The sequence below is a fragment of the Corynebacterium sp. HMSC072A04 genome (assembly GCF_001809235.1).
GTDB classification, from domain to species: Bacteria; Actinomycetota; Actinomycetes; order Mycobacteriales; family Mycobacteriaceae; genus Corynebacterium; species Corynebacterium hiratae.
Genome location: NZ_KV796811.1, coordinates 64643 through 78763 on the forward strand (window position 1 = coordinate 64643; position 14121 = coordinate 78763).

Below are 14121 nucleotides of genomic sequence, written 5' to 3' on the forward strand. Positions count from 1 at the left end.
AATCACAGGAGAAGCACACACTCGTGGCTGAAGTAACGAACTGCGCCGCCATCGTCCTTGCCGCAGGCGCAGGTACCCGCATGAAATCCTCAACCCAAAAGACGTTGCATGAGATTGGCGGGAGGTCACTTCTCGGCCACGCCCTCCACGCAGCCGCTGGCTTGAACCCGGAGCACCTCGTGGTCGTCGTGGGCCACCAGCGCGACCAGGTCTCCCCTGCCGTCGATGCCATCTCCGAGGAGCTGGACTGCGAGGTCTCCCAGGCCGTCCAGGAAGAGCAGAACGGTACCGGTCACGCCGTCCAGTGCGGCCTGAGTGCGTTGCCTGACTTCGACGGCACCGTCATCGTGACCAACGGTGACGTTCCGCTTCTGCGCCCGGAGACACTGCGCCAGCTGCACGAGACCCACACCGGCCAAGGCAACGCCGTGACCGTGCTGTCCATGACCCTGGAGGATCCCACCGGTTACGGCCGCGTGCTGCGCGCCGAGGATGGATCGGTCACCGCCATCGTGGAGCAAAAGGATGCCTCCGAGGAGCAGCGCGCGGTGCGCGAGGTCAACTCCGGCGTTTTTGCTTTCGATGGAGCCGTGCTTCGCGACGCCTTGACGAAGCTCAACTCCGACAACGCCCAGGGCGAGCTTTACATCACCGATGTGCTGGAGATCGCCCGCGAGGGAGGCCACCGCGTCGGCGCGCACGTTGCTGTCGATCCGGAGGAGCTCTCCGGTGTGAATGACCGCGTGCAGTTGGCCGCGGCCGGTCGCATTCTCAACCGCCGTGTGGTCGAGGAAGCCATGCGCGGCGGCGCCACCATCGTCGATCCCGATACCACTTGGATCGGCGTCAACGTGACCATTGGCCAGGACGTTGTCATTCACCCCAATACCCAGCTGTGGGGTGCGACAACCATCGCCGATGGTGCTGAGGTGGGCCCCGACACCACCCTGACCAATATGCAGGTGGGCGCTGGCGCCAGCGTGGTGCGCACACACGGCTTCGACTCCGTCATCGGCACCAACGCTCAGGTGGGCCCGTTTACCTACATCCGCCCGGGCGTCATCGTGGGTGAAGAGGGCAAGCTGGGCGGCTTCGTCGAGGCGAAGAAGGCGCAGATTGGCCGCGGCACCAAGGTGCCGCACCTGACCTACATCGGCGATGCCACCGTGGGTGATTACTCGAATATCGGTGCCTCTTCCGTCTTCGTCAACTACGACGGCGTCAACAAGCACCACACCACCATCGGCAGCCACGTGCGCACCGGATCGGACACCATGTTCATCGCCCCCGTCACCGTCGGTGATGGCGCCTACTCCGGTGCGGGTACAGTAATTAAGGACGACGTTCCCCCGGGAGCGCTCGCGGTCTCCGGCGGCAAGCAGCGCAACATCGAAGGTTGGGTGCAAAAGAAGCGTCCGGGCACGCCGGCAGCGGAAGCCGCCGACAAGGCACAGGACGCCCAGGCTGACGATCAGACCACTAACTAACGACAAGTAAAGGGATATCTACTGATGACTGGCAAGGTTACCGGCAGCAGCAAGAACATGATGCTCTTCACCGGGCGCGCTCACCCGGCGTTGGCTGAGGCTGTGGCCAAGGAGCTCAAGACCGATCTGGTTCCGACCACCGCCCGCGATTTCGCCAACGGTGAGATCTTCATTCGCTTCGAGGAGTCCGTCCGTGGTGCTGACTGCTTCGTGATGCAGTCCCACACCCAGCCGCTCAACAAGTGGCTGGTAGAGCAGCTCATCATGATTGATGCGCTCAAGCGCGGCTCTGCTAAGCGCATCACCGCCATCCTGCCCTTCTACCCGTACGCGCGCCAGGACAAGAAGCACCTCGGCCGCGAGCCTATCTCCGCCCGCCTAGTGGCGGACCTGCTCGCCGCTGCCGGTGCCGACCGCATCGTGTCCGTGGATCTGCACACCGACCAGATTCAGGGCTTCTTCGATGGCCCGGTCGACCACATGCACGCCATGCCGATCCTGACCGACTACATCAAGTCCAAGTACCCGATGGACAACTTGGCCGTGGTCTCCCCCGATGCCGGCCGCGTGAAGGTGGCAGAGAAGTGGGCACACGAGTTGGGCGATGCCCCACTCTCCTTCGTCCACAAGACCCGCTCTAACACCGAAGCCAACAAGACGGTGTCCAACCGCGTCGTCGGTGACGTCGAGGGCAAGGACTGCATCCTGCTCGATGACATGATTGACACCGGTGGCACCATCGCGGGCGCGGTCCGCGTACTGGAGGAGGCCGGCGCCAAGTCCGTGGTTATTGCCTGTACCCACGGTGTCTTCTCCGACCCGGCTCGCGAGCGCCTGTCCGAGTGCGGCGCTGTCGAGGTCATCACCACCGATACCCTGCCGCAGTCCACCGAGGGCTGGGACAACCTCACTGTGCTGTCCATCGCCCCGCTGCTGGCTCGCACCATCCACGAGATTTTCGAGAACGGTTCTGTGACCACGCTGTTTGAGACTCACTAGATTTGGTTCTGCGACGACGCTGCTGCTAAAATCTTGTGCGTCTCGGCGAGGGAGAAATCCGTTATCGACGCGATAGCACAAGTTAAGCAGTGAATCTTGTATTAAGCCTGCGATGACTCGTCCAAGACGTCCATCGGCAGGCTTTTGTCGTATCTACACGGTTCTTCATGAGCCCTTGCCGCACAACGATACTTTAAGGAGATTTACTTATGGCTTCTGAGCGCCCCGTATTGAAGGCTGAAGTCCGTTCTGAGTTTGGCAAGGGCTTCGCTCGCCGTCTGCGCGCTGCAGGCAAGATCCCGGGCGTTGTCTACGGCCACGCCGTCGACGTTCTGCACTTCGCCGTTGACCGCCTGGAAATGACCGCACTGGTCCGTAACCACGGCGTCAACGCCGTGTTCGAGCTGGAGCTCGAGGGCGAGCAGCACCTGGTCATGGTCAAGCACGTCGACCAGAACGTCCTGACCTTCAACATCGACCACATCGACCTGCTCTCCATTAAGCGTGGCGAGAAGGTTGAGGTCGAGGTTCCGGTTGTCCTCGAGGGCGAGCCGGCTCCGGGCCTCATGTCCATCCAGGATGCCGACGTCCTCCTGGTCGAGGCAGACGTGCTCAACATTCCGGAGGAGATCGCCGTGTCCATCGAGGGTCTCGAGGATGGCACCGTGGTCACCGCTGGCGACATCACCCTGCCGGAGGGCACCACCCTCGTGGCCGAGGAAGACACCGTCATCGTCTCCATCTCCGAGCCGCAGGTTGATGAGGAGCTCGAGGCTGCCGCTGAGGCTGCCGAGGACGGCGGCGCTGAGGCTGGCGCCGAGTCCGCAGACGAGGGCGCCGCCGAGGAGAAGGCCGACGAGGAGTAAAACTCCCCTCTCCTTATCACTCCTCATTCTCTAGCGCACCGCTGCCTGCATTCTTTCTCACTCCCTCCCCTACATACCGAGGGGGTGAGCGTGCAGGTGGCGGTGCGCTCTTGTGTCTTCACCCCAGCGGCTTAGAATGGCTGCGTGACTTCTTCTCCTTTTCTCGTCGTTGGCCTAGGAAACCCCGGGCCGAAGTACGCCGGAACTCGCCACAACATCGGCTTTGACGTGGCTGATGAACTAGCCCACGAGCTATTCGCTTCCTTTTCCGTTCACAAAAAGACAAACACGGATGTCGCCGAAGCGCGACGTGGCGATACCAAAGTGATCGTCGCCAAGCCGCGCTGCTTCATGAACTTGTCCGGCGGTCCCATCAAGGCACTCGCCCAATACTTCAATGTTCCTCATGATCACATCATCGTGATCCACGATGAATTGGAGCTCGACTTCGCCACCATCAAGCGACGCCTCGGCGGCGGGGACCACGGCCATAACGGCCTGCGCTCCACCACGAAGTCCCTGGGCACCAAGGATTATCAGCGGCTTTCAGTAGGCATCGGCCGCCCGCCCGGCCGTATGGATCCGGCCGCATTCGTGCTCAAGCCGTGGACTAAGCAGGAGGCCCACGAGATTCCCATCATCTGTGCCGATGCCGTCGATGAGATTCTTCGCGCGTTAGACTAGCCGCCATGAAGCTCGCTACTCTCCGCACCAGTTTTGGTACTTGCGCTATCCGCATCGACGGCCCCAACGTGGGCACCGAGCTGGATTATGAGGACGTCGGAGAATTGCTCGCCAGCCCCGATTGGAGCAAGGCCGCGCAGCTGTCCGGCGAGCCTGTGGTTTTCAACGATGCCGACCTAGCCCCCGTCATCCCGAACCCGGGAAAGATTATCTGCGTTGGCGTCAACTACGCCAAGCATGCCCGGGAGATGGGGCGCGAGCTTCCCACGCAGCCCACGCTCTTCATCAAGTTTCCGGAGGCCCTGACCGGGCCCTTCGACGACGTTTATGTCCCGGACTATGCCACGAAGAAGCTGGACTACGAAGGAGAGCTCGCCGTGGTCATGGGACGCCGCGCGCACCGGGTGAGCACGAAAGATGCGCTGGATTACGTGGCCGGCTATGCCATCATGAACGACTACACCCTGCGGGATTATCAGCGCGCCACCACGCAGTTCCACGCCGGCAAATCCTTCTACCGCACCGCCGGCTTCGGGCCGTGGTTGACCACGGCTGATGAATGGGCCCCGGGCAAGGCCGCGCGGCTCACCACGACCGTCGACGGCGACGTGCGCCAAGACGACAACACCGATGACCTCATCTTCTCCGTGGCCGAGCTCATCGCCTTCTGCTCCTCCCTCTACCCTCTCAATCCGGGCGATGTCATTGCCACCGGCACTCCGGAAGGTGTGGGCTTCGCGCGTGGTGAGGAGGCGCTGCTGGGCGACGGCTCCCGCACCCGCATCAGCTTCGAAGGGCTAGGGGCAATTGAGAACACTACGCGCTTCGGTGAGCCCCCTGCTGCCGGTGGCTGCGGCGAAGGCTGCACCTGTCACGGCCGTTAACAGTCAGCCATATCCAGGCTCTTCAGCGAGCACGCTCTGATTTCGATACGGTGAGGCACCACATTTCCCCCTGATTGACTGAGGAGGATGAGCCTCGATGACTCTTCATTCCCGTTTCACCGCCGCCGGCATCGCACTCTGCGCCAGCACCGCGCTGGTGGGGTGCTCGTCGGATAAGGAGGCCGAGCCCGCCCCGACGCCGACTCCCGCGCCGGTGGAAACCGTGACGGAAACGGCCACAGCGACGGGCACGGATGCTGGCGACGATGACCGTGATGATGACCGCGACGATGATGACGCTCAGCAGCCTGCCGGCACGGCTGGCGCCGGGGCCACCGGCAACGCAGAGGGCTCCGGCATGCTCAGCGGCGATGAAGCTTTTGAGAAAGCCTTAGCCCACGCCGGCGTTGATGCCCAGGCCGTCACAGAAAAGGAAGTCGACTACGACGATGGTGATGACGGCAAGGGCCCGCACTGGGAGATCGAGTTCAAGGCCAACGGCCAGGAACACGAGCTCGATGTCGACGCCGCCAGCGGCGCGGTGATGCAACACGAGGTTGACTGATCGCCAGTCTGATCCCCAGCTCCATCCCACGCACATCTCTAACCCCTGCGGTTAGGCATTTCCCCAGCTAAGAGGTAAATTTAAAGGTATGAGTTCACAGTCTAAGAAGTCTGCCACCAAGCCGCCGAAGCTAGACAAGCAAGCCTATGAGGACGAGCTTAAGCGCCTCCAAGCGGAGCTCGTCGAGATGCAGCAGTGGGTCGTTGAGACCGGCGCCCGCGTGGTCATCATTATGGAAGGCCGCGACGCTGCCGGCAAGGGTTCCGCCATCAAACGCATTACGCAATACCTGAACCCGCGTACCTGCCGCATCGAGGCGCTGCCGAAGCCCACCGACCGTGAGGCGGGCCAGTGGTATTTCCAGCGCTACATTGAGAAGCTGCCCACCGCCGGCGAGATCGTCATCTTCGACCGTTCCTGGTACAACCGCGCCGGCGTGGAGCGTGTCATGGGCTTCTGTTCCCAGCAAGAATACGTGCGCTTCCTTCACCAGGCTCCGCTGCTGGAGCACATGCTCATCGAGGATGGCGTCATCCTTCTTAAGTACTGGTTCTCCGTTTCTGATGAGGAGCAGCTCGCACGCTTTAAGTCCCGCCGCAACGATCCGCTGCGCCGCTGGAAGCTCTCCCCCATGGACTTGCAGTCCATTACCCGTTGGGAAGACTACTCGCGTGCCAAGGATGAAATGTTCGTCCACACCGATACCCCGTCCTCCCCGTGGTACACCGTGGAATCCGAGGACAAGAAGCGCTCGCGCATCAACGTGATCAACCACATCCTCAAGATGGTTCCGTACCAGCACGTAGAGCAGGATGTTCCTGAGATCCCAGATCGCCCCGAGCTCGAGGCCGAATACGTACGCCCGCCGCGCAATGAATTTGCCTACGTACCAGATGTCGCAGCCGATTTGGAGCGCGACAAGGTCAACGGCAACGGCTCCGGCAAGAAGCAGGGAAAGAAAAAGAAGGGCAAGAAGGACAAGAAAAAGAAGTAGTACTTTCGGCATGTACTACCATGGCCGTCTATGAGCTCTTCCCGCACCGCGCGTACCTTCCTGTCCTCGGTGCATTTGGGGGACGCGCTACTCGCAGGAGTCGCGGGGCTCGTAGCGGCCTTTTATTGTGCCTTGGCGTTTTCCTCTTCCGGAACGGTGGAAGTACTCGAGGCTCTCTTGTCGCTGCTGTTCATACCGTTCTTCCTCGTGTGGCGCTCGAGGCCAATCGTGAGCGCAACAGGATTCCTAGTTCTGCTCCTGGCCTGGGCTGTCATATGGATGAACCAGCTCCCCACCAATAGCGGCCTCACCCCGTGGGCGCTGACCGCCCCCATGGCCGTGTACACCACCTCGCGGTACATCACCCAGAGGCTGGTTCCGCGGGTGGTCCTCCTCATCACCGCACTCGGTACCTTTATCTCCCCCTTCATGTGGCGCATCGACACTGAGACTTACCTTCTGCGCTATGAGGTAGACACACCCTTCCTTGCCATGGTGGTGGCCCATTGGGCAGTGCTGGGCAGCACGTATTTCATCGCTGCCCGGTATTTTGACCGTGATCGCCAACGGGAGATACTAGCCCGCGAGCGCTTCCACCAGGCACAAGAAGAAGAACGCCTCCTCATTGCACGGGAACTGCACGATGTCCTTGCCCATTCCCTCACCCTGATTAAGGTTCAGGCTAATGCAGGCATCATTGCAGCGACTGCGGACTCCGGCGCGGCTGAAGAAGCACTTCTTTCGATCCGCGATAATGCGGATACCGCCCTGCGCGAGGTTCGCGGAATCGTCGCTGCCTTGCGCTCACCCCGACCCACGGCTCTGGAGCCTGCTCAACAACTTGAGCACATCGAAGGAATCCTCGAAGGCTTCCGCGCTGCTGGGCTGAAAGTCGACGCAAACCTCCCAGCTGAATACGCCGTGCCGTCGTTGGTGCAGATGGCATTGGTGCGCATTACCACGGAGGGCTTGACGAATGCTCTGCGCCATCAGGGCGTCGGCACGCATGTCGTGGTTGAGCTTGTACTTGATGACGCCGCCGCGCTCACCCTCACCTCCACCAATCCTCATCCCACGCCAAGCAACGTCGCGGGCAGCGGCGTGGGCTTAGTCGGAGTGGCGGAACGAGCTCGTTCGCTTGGCGGTCGCCTCGACTATTCCGGCGATGCTCATTCCTTTTCCTTGCACGCACAGATACCGATGAAGGAGACCAAGGATGCCACACAGCAGATCTAGAATCCGCGTCTTATTGGCCGATGATCAAGCAATGCTGCTCTCAGCGTTGTCTACCATCCTCACTGCGCAAGAAGACATCGAGGTCGCGGCAACCGCTGCCACTGGGGCGGACGCCGTGACAGCAGCACTAAGCCACCACATTGATGTGGCTATCCTCGACATTCGCATGCCCGGCATGGACGGCATCGGAGCGGCTCAAGCCATACTCGAGCGCAAGCCCGAGTGCCGCATCATCATGCTCACCACATTCAATGATGAAGAACTCGTGGCGCGGTCCATCTCCGCTGGCGCCCACGGCTTCCTGCTGAAGGATGCCGACCCAGAGGTTCTTGTGACCGCCGTTCGCAACGTGGCGCAAGGAGAATCGGTGCTGGCCGCCGGGGTAACCGGCCCAGTGCTGGAGGCTTATCGCTCGGCGCTGACGCGCGAAAACCTCAGCGCCCAGGAACGCCAAGGACTCAGTCTTGTAACACGCCGCGAGATGGAAGTGCTTTCGCTCATCGCGCGTGGTGCTACAAATGCGGAGATAGCCGCCGACATGGTCATCGCAGAAACCACGGTGAAAACTCACGTCTCCGCGCTCATGTCTAAACTCGCCGCACGTGACCGAGTGGCCCTCGTTCTCTTAGCGCAGCGTGCTGGGGTTGCCTAAGCTCCTACCACGGTAGGAGGTCTGCTCGCTGAAGACCATCATGCAGGCGGATTCCTTTATGATAAGCCCCGGCGATACTGCATTTTATGAATTGCGATATCTCTTTTGAGCACATCTCGAAGTCTTTTGGTCGGCAACGAGTCCTCGATGATGTTTCCTTCCGCATCTCCCCGGGCCGCGTGCATGCGCTCCTCGGGCGCAACGGGGCAGGAAAATCGACGCTCTTTTCCATCCTCTTAGGTCTCCTGCCGCCTGACTCAGGCTCCATCAACGTGGCGGGCCAACCTTGGAACCGCAATGTGCTTCGCCGCATTGGTGCCTCAGTGAACGGGCCAGCCTTTTATGGCCATCTTTCTGCCTCGGCGAATCTTCGCGTTCACGCTCGACTTCTGGGCCTTCCTGATTCCGAGATTGACCGGGTTCTCTCCATCGCTGGGCTCAACGGCGTTGGCTCCAAGAAGGCGAAATCCTTTTCCACTGGTATGAAGGCCCGCCTGGCGTTAGCACAAGCTCTCCTCGGCGATCCAGAGGTACTTGTTCTTGATGAGCCCCAGAATGGCCTCGATCCCCAAGGCATCAAGGAATTGCGAGAGCTACTACAACAACTAGCCGCAGCTGGGCACACCGTTATCGTCAGCTCCCACCAACTTGGAGAGGTCCTGCACCTTGCCCATGACATCACCGTCTTGGCCGAGGGCACGATTCGCTATTCCGGTTCCCTGCACGAGCTAGCTCCACGTGGTCAGTTGGAGGAGGAATTCTTCCGACTTACCTCACCTGGCCACCCCTCCCAAGCGCCTACCAACCGGGGAGGAGAGTCACGTGCCTAAGCACACTACTGTTCCTCGCCCGAGTTACCTTTCAGCAGAACTACTGCGCAGCCGTGGAAGCACCTTACAGTGGTTGCCTTTACTTGCTCTACCGCTGGTCATCATGACGGTGATCTTTTCATCTATGGCATCGGTGCACAGTGATGCCACAGGCGTCTTGGCTTGGCAATCCTTATTTGTTACCGGCATGTACGCCCCACTTGTTGCGCTATTCGCTGCGGTCCCAGAACACCGTGAGGCCGTTACCCGCAGCGGCGGGACGCAGTGGAGAAACCTCAACCCGCGTCGGGAGAACGCTGTCCGGCTTCTCGGCGTCATTGCCAGCATTGCGCTCTTCCACATGCTGAACTTTGGTGGTTCCTGGCTCGCTGTCGCCATCCAGGGGCGCGAGAACCACGAGCTTATCCTCGTCGCCGGGCTTTATTCTTTCCTTGGTGCACTTGGCATTGCCGGGCTTTCCGCTGCCTGTGCCCGCCGACTGGGCTTCGCCTTTACACTGGTTGCTGCGGCCTTGTGGCAAATGCTCAGCATCCTTCCGAGCACTGTTGAATCAGGCAAGTGGTGGGCCTTTCCCCCAGCATGGCCGCAACGACTGCTTTTACGCGCATTGCGTATTCACCAGAACTCGGTGCCTCTTGAACCACACGACCCACTTCTAAGCAGCAGTCCACTACCGGCTTTCATATTGTGCGTCATCCTCGCCGTGCTCGGAGCATTAGCCGCAGTCTACACGCCGCGACGATACCAGCCAATGTTCTCGCTGCGACACCGTTTCACGCGTTCTACAAAAGCCCAGGCTGACGCCGACGTGGCTGATACCACCGTGGAAAAAGCCCAAGTATGGCAGCCTACGAACCACCCACGTGCGGCGGCACAGTCCTCGCTGTGGTCTACGCTGCTAGGACTCCACCGTGCAGCTTTTAGCCCAGCGGTGTTCTCTTGCCTGATGCTCAGCATTCTGGCGCTAGGCTTTGTCGCCCTGCTCTATCCCGCTAACTACGTCGAAGGTTTCTTTTACTTCTTTCTGCTGCCGGTCGGCGCAGGTATTTTGCCTGTCCTCGTATGGCCGCGCATGTCAGATTCGTGGCCGCTGGTGTATATGGAAACACGGTTCGGCACATCCGGAATCCTCATGTGGTTTTTGTCCGTCATCGTGGCGGTTTGCGCTGCCGCATGCCTGACTAGTGCACTCGCAGGTGGCGATATCGCTGCCCAGCTTCTGGCTTTCCCCCTGGCGGTTGGGGTGGGCTTTGTCATCGCGGCCGTATCACTCATACTGGTGATTCGCCTCGGCATCGTGAGTGCTATCGCCCTCACAATCGTAGGGACGATCGTCTCCATCACGTTAGGCGGCGATGTCTTGGCAGAAACCGGCCTATGGATCCTTGCCTTCCCCGCCTGGCCTTTGGTTGCGCACTCACCTTTGCGCTATGCCGTCGCTGTGATGTTGGCCGCAGTGCTCGGTGTGGCTGCAACATTGCGCGCACGGCATTTACTCCATACTCGAGCGCTATCTTCCCGCTAAACCGACCAATCTGACGAAAGTCGCCCGGATTTTTCAATCTCAGCCCCTACTTTTGGCAAATCGGGCAGTTGCGTGTTTGAAACATCCTGGCAAAGCTAGGTCGCAAACCAGAGCAGGCCCTCAAAACAGCAACACCGCCCGCGCCATGCAGCGCGGGCGGTGTTCTTGTTCTAGCTCTTAGAGTTCAGAGACGTCAACGCGCTTCGGGTAGACCACCGGGCGGGCACCGGCCATGTCCTCGACGATGCGGATGACCTGGTTGGAGTAGCCGAACTCATTGTCGTACCACACGTAAAGCACGAGGTGCTTGCCGGAGGAGATGGTGGCGAGACCATCGACCACACCGGCGTGGGTGGAACCAACGAAGTCAGAGGACACAACTTCCGGAGAAGCGATGTAGGAGATCTGCTGGCGCAAGTCAGAGTGCAGGGACACGTTGCGCAGGAAGTCATTGACCTCGTCGCGGTCAGCTTCCTTCTCCAGCTCGAGGTTGAGCACAGCCATGGACACGTCCGGGGTGGGAACGCGGATGGCGTTACCGGTGAGCTTGCCCTCGAACTCCGGCAGAGCCTTGGACACGGCCTTGGCTGCACCGGTTTCCGTGAGCACCATGTTCAGGCCAGCTGCGCGACCGCGGCGGTCACCCTTGTGGAAGTTATCGATGAGGTTCTGGTCGTTGGTGAAGGAGTGTGCGGTCTCCACATGGCCATGAACCACGCCGTAGCGGTCGTTGATGACCTTGAGCACCGGGGTGATGCCGTTGGTGGTGCAGGATGCGGCGGAGAGGATCTGGTCGGAGTCCTCGATGTCGCCGTGGTTGATGCCGTAGACAATGTTCTTCAGATCGCCCTTGCCCGGAGCGGTGAGCAGCACGCGAGCCACACCCTTGGACTGCAGGTGCTGGGACAGTCCCTCACGGTCGCGCCACACACCGGTGTTGTCGACGACGATGGCGTTGTCGATGCCGTACTTGGTGTAGTCAATGTCCGCCGGGTCATTGGCATAAATCATCTGAATCTTGGTGCCGTTGGCCCAGATGACCTCGTTCTCCTCGTCAACAGCGATGGTGCCATTGAAGGCACCGTGGACGGAGTCACGGCGCAGGAGGGAGGCGCGCTTGAAGATGTCAATGTCACCCTTCTTGCGCACGACGATAGCGCGCAGGCGCACGCCGCCGTAGGCAGCCTCGCGGGCGATGAGGATGCGAGCCAAGAGGCGGCCGATGCGACCGAAGCCGTAGAGAACGACGTCGGTGGACTCCTTATCCACACCGGCGCCGACGAGATCCACGAGGGTCTCCTCGAGGTAGTTGCGCAGGTTATCGGAGCCGGACTCCTCGAAGCCGGTGGCCAGGCGGCCCAGGTCAATGGAAGCGGTGCCCAGGTTCATCGAGCACAGTTCCTTGAGAATAGGCAGGGTCTCTGCGGTGGAAAGCTCGCGCTCAGCGATGCGGCGGGCGTAGCGGTGCGCCTTGATGATGTCGATGTCGGTCACGCCGATGAGCAGACGGCCGTAGATAGAGGTGACAACGTTATTGTTGCGGTGCAGCTGGTGGATGAGCGGAATCATCTCTTGGGCCAGCTCCAGGCGCTCGTTCCAGTCCTCGTGCCCAATGTGCGCGTTCGAAGTCACGTGCTTTGTATCCTTTACTCGTCAAAAAGGGTGTAAAACTCTGTCCATCCGTAAATATTAACCGTTATTCATGCCCGTTTGGGTGTAGTTGAGCGAGGATCTCCGCCACACTACCCCCGCCAAGTTTCATTACATCGACACCTACGAGGCAATAGTCCACGTCCGCGTCAAGCTGGGCGCGACGAGGTTTCAGTAGCGCGTTAAGGTAGGGGTAGACCAAAGGCAGGTCCGGGTGTGCCCGCGTGTAGGCGGTCTCCAGCCCGCGGGCGTAGCGCCCGGAGAACGCGCGGGTGGACACCGTCTGGCCACCGCGGCGCAGAAGGCCACGGTTGTGTTCACTCGTCCCCGCTTCCTCGGAGAGCAGGAAGGCGGAACCACAGCTGACTGCTTTTACCCCCGGCCAGGCCAGGGCCGTGGCAACATCTTCCGCCGTGCGCAGACCACCCGCGGCAATGAGCGGAAGGTCCGTGACCTGGTGGACCGCCGCGACGAGTTCCTCGAGAGGGCGCTGATCGGGTTCCGCACTCGGGTCCCACACACCACGGTGCCCGCCAGCTTCAGGGCCCTGCACGCACAACACATCGATGCCGCGGGCGGCCGCGGCCTGCGCCTCCTCGGGGTTGGTGACCGTGGTCCACGCCTCTGCCCCAGCGTCATGGATGCGCGCGACCTCGTCCTCGCTAAAGACGCCGAACATCGACCACAGCACCGCTGCCCCACCCTCCAGCGCGGCGTCGAGCTTGTCCTGCCAGCCGAAGTTGAGGGAGACGTCGCCAAGCACGGCGCCCTCTTCGGCGGCGAGGGACTGCGCAGCGGCGAGTTCCGTTTCGGTCAGTGCGCGCTGCGGGTGAAAGATATTGACCCCGAAGCGCGTACCGGCACACGCAGCGATGGCCTCCCGCGCGGCGTCGACGGAGCAGGTTCCCAGCCCCAGCGCGCTGAAGGAACCGGCGGCGTCGGCGGCGGCCACTAGTTCAGGCGTGGTGGGCCCGCCCGCCATCGGAGCAGGTAGGACAGGGCAAGTGATAGTCTCAAGAAGTTGACTCATGGTTACCCAGCCTAAAGAAAACCATCAAGGAAGTAGTTGTGTCTGCCATCCGTGACTTTTTCACCCGCCTCTTTGGCCGCGCCGGCGAAGCACCGAATAAGAAAACACAGAAGGCCGCCGCCTCCGGACTTAACCCCTCGGATTTAAGCGCCGAGTGGCTCATCGTGGGTTTGGGTAATCCCGGCGCGAAATACGCCGCGACCCGCCACAATGTGGGGTACATGGCCGTGGATGATCTCCTCGCCGAATCTGGTGACATGCTCGAGCCTGTCACCGGACACCAACTCAGCGCGGCACAGCTCGAGCTTGGGGGCACGAAGGTCGTAGCGCTGCGCTCACACACCTACATGAACCTCTCTGGCGATCCCATCGCCCCGTTGGCCACGCTGCTGGGCGTTGCGGCAGAGAACATCATCGTCATCCACGATGAGCTCGACCTGCCCGCCGGCAAGGTGCGCATTAAGAAGGGCGGCAGCGAAAACGGCCACAACGGCCTTAAGTCACTGAGCGAGCGCTTGGGCACGCGCGATTATCTGCGCGTGCGTGTGGGTATCGGGCGCCCGCCCAAGGGCGGTTCCATTCCGGACTGGGTGCTCGCGCCTGTCGACGCCAGCGCTGAACTCGATTCCACCATCGCCACCGCTGCTGAGGCCGCCCGCCTCATCGTGACAGAGGGACTCAACAAGGCCCAACAGGAAATCCATTCCCGGGCTAAATAA

14 protein-coding genes are annotated in these 14121 nt (G+C 61.0%); 12 read left to right on the forward strand and 2 right to left on the reverse strand.

The window, feature by feature from the left end:
- Nucleotides 1–23 precede the first annotated feature (23 nt).
- From glmU to HMPREF2565_RS12075, 11 genes are all read left to right on the forward strand, one after another.
- Complete coding sequence (gene glmU / locus HMPREF2565_RS12025) at nucleotides 24–1487, forward strand: bifunctional UDP-N-acetylglucosamine diphosphorylase/glucosamine-1-phosphate N-acetyltransferase GlmU (RefSeq protein ID WP_049154281.1); 1464 nt, start codon at nucleotides 24–26, stop codon at nucleotides 1485–1487.
- A 24-nt stretch (nucleotides 1488–1511) separates the two neighbouring features.
- Nucleotides 1512–2486 carry a ribose-phosphate diphosphokinase gene (locus HMPREF2565_RS12030; protein WP_049154279.1) on the forward strand — a complete coding sequence of 325 codons (975 nt, stop codon included), beginning with the start codon at nucleotides 1512–1514 and terminating at the stop codon, nucleotides 2484–2486.
- Nucleotides 2487–2695: 209 nt separating this feature from the next.
- Entirely contained in the window at nucleotides 2696–3352 is a 657-nt protein-coding gene (locus tag HMPREF2565_RS12035; RefSeq protein ID WP_049154276.1) for a 50S ribosomal protein L25/general stress protein Ctc, read from the forward strand.
- Between the two features lie 144 nt (nucleotides 3353–3496).
- Nucleotides 3497–4036, forward strand: coding sequence for an aminoacyl-tRNA hydrolase (pth, locus tag HMPREF2565_RS12040; protein WP_070510332.1), 540 nt, complete (start codon nucleotides 3497–3499; stop codon nucleotides 4034–4036).
- A gap of 5 nt (nucleotides 4037–4041) precedes the next feature.
- On the forward strand, nucleotides 4042–4920 hold the full coding sequence (locus HMPREF2565_RS12045) for a fumarylacetoacetate hydrolase family protein (protein WP_070546169.1): 879 nt from the start codon (nucleotides 4042–4044) through the stop codon (nucleotides 4918–4920).
- A gap of 97 nt (nucleotides 4921–5017) precedes the next feature.
- Nucleotides 5018–5485 carry a PepSY domain-containing protein gene (locus HMPREF2565_RS12050; protein ID WP_246819157.1) on the forward strand — a complete coding sequence of 156 codons (468 nt, stop codon included), beginning with the start codon at nucleotides 5018–5020 and terminating at the stop codon, nucleotides 5483–5485.
- Between the two features lie 88 nt (nucleotides 5486–5573).
- Nucleotides 5574–6479, forward strand: a complete 906-nt coding sequence (ppk2, locus tag HMPREF2565_RS12055; RefSeq protein WP_070447108.1) for a polyphosphate kinase 2 — start codon at nucleotides 5574–5576, stop codon at nucleotides 6477–6479.
- A gap of 30 nt (nucleotides 6480–6509) precedes the next feature.
- Nucleotides 6510–7715: a sensor histidine kinase gene (locus HMPREF2565_RS12060; protein WP_070546171.1), complete on the forward strand. Its 1206-nt coding sequence runs from the start codon at nucleotides 6510–6512 to the stop codon at nucleotides 7713–7715.
- A complete protein-coding gene (locus HMPREF2565_RS12065) occupies nucleotides 7696–8367 on the forward strand; it encodes a response regulator (protein WP_070546173.1) in 672 nt (223 codons plus the stop codon). The genes HMPREF2565_RS12060 and HMPREF2565_RS12065 overlap by 20 nt, the downstream gene beginning before the upstream one ends.
- Nucleotides 8368–8453: 86 nt before the next feature.
- Nucleotides 8454–9197 carry an ATP-binding cassette domain-containing protein gene (locus tag HMPREF2565_RS12070; protein ID WP_049154265.1) on the forward strand — a complete coding sequence of 248 codons (744 nt, stop codon included), beginning with the start codon at nucleotides 8454–8456 and terminating at the stop codon, nucleotides 9195–9197.
- A complete protein-coding gene (locus HMPREF2565_RS12075) occupies nucleotides 9190–10722 on the forward strand; it encodes an ABC-2 family transporter permease (protein WP_084738745.1) in 1533 nt (510 codons plus the stop codon). The genes HMPREF2565_RS12070 and HMPREF2565_RS12075 overlap by 8 nt, the downstream gene beginning before the upstream one ends.
- Before the next feature lie 177 nt (nucleotides 10723–10899).
- Here the strand turns inward: HMPREF2565_RS12075 and HMPREF2565_RS12080 are convergent, their stop codons facing one another.
- Both HMPREF2565_RS12080 and HMPREF2565_RS12085 read right to left on the reverse strand, forming a co-directional pair.
- On the reverse strand, nucleotides 10900–12354 hold the full coding sequence (locus HMPREF2565_RS12080; RefSeq protein WP_070646245.1) for a glyceraldehyde-3-phosphate dehydrogenase: 1455 nt from the start codon (nucleotides 12352–12354) through the stop codon (nucleotides 10900–10902).
- Between the two features lie 64 nt (nucleotides 12355–12418).
- Entirely contained in the window at nucleotides 12419–13402 is a 984-nt protein-coding gene (locus tag HMPREF2565_RS12085) for a nitronate monooxygenase (RefSeq protein WP_070510343.1), read from the reverse strand.
- Between the two features lie 38 nt (nucleotides 13403–13440).
- On the opposite strand from HMPREF2565_RS12085, the gene pth (HMPREF2565_RS12090) reads away from it, so the two are divergent.
- Complete coding sequence (gene pth, locus HMPREF2565_RS12090; RefSeq protein ID WP_071407461.1) at nucleotides 13441–14121, forward strand: aminoacyl-tRNA hydrolase; 681 nt, start codon at nucleotides 13441–13443, stop codon at nucleotides 14119–14121.

Excerpts from the sequence above, each read along its gene's own strand:
- HMPREF2565_RS12030 (WP_049154279.1), top strand. The coding sequence starts at position 1,512 with ATGACTGGCAAGGTTACCGGCAGCAGCAAGAACATGATGCTCTTCACC.
- HMPREF2565_RS12035 (WP_049154276.1), top strand. The coding sequence starts at position 2,696 with ATGGCTTCTGAGCGCCCCGTATTGAAGGCTGAAGTCCGTTCTGAGTTT.
- HMPREF2565_RS12045 (WP_070546169.1), top strand. The coding sequence starts at position 4,042 with ATGAAGCTCGCTACTCTCCGCACCAGTTTTGGTACTTGCGCTATCCGC.
- HMPREF2565_RS12050 (WP_246819157.1), top strand. The coding sequence starts at position 5,018 with ATGACTCTTCATTCCCGTTTCACCGCCGCCGGCATCGCACTCTGCGCC.
- ppk2 (WP_070447108.1), top strand. The coding sequence starts at position 5,574 with ATGAGTTCACAGTCTAAGAAGTCTGCCACCAAGCCGCCGAAGCTAGAC.
- HMPREF2565_RS12060 (WP_070546171.1), top strand. The coding sequence starts at position 6,510 with ATGAGCTCTTCCCGCACCGCGCGTACCTTCCTGTCCTCGGTGCATTTG.
- HMPREF2565_RS12065 (WP_070546173.1), top strand. The coding sequence starts at position 7,696 with ATGCCACACAGCAGATCTAGAATCCGCGTCTTATTGGCCGATGATCAA.
- HMPREF2565_RS12070 (WP_049154265.1), top strand. The coding sequence starts at position 8,454 with ATGAATTGCGATATCTCTTTTGAGCACATCTCGAAGTCTTTTGGTCGG.
- HMPREF2565_RS12085 (WP_070510343.1), bottom strand. The coding sequence starts at position 13,402 with ATGAGTCAACTTCTTGAGACTATCACTTGCCCTGTCCTACCTGCTCCG.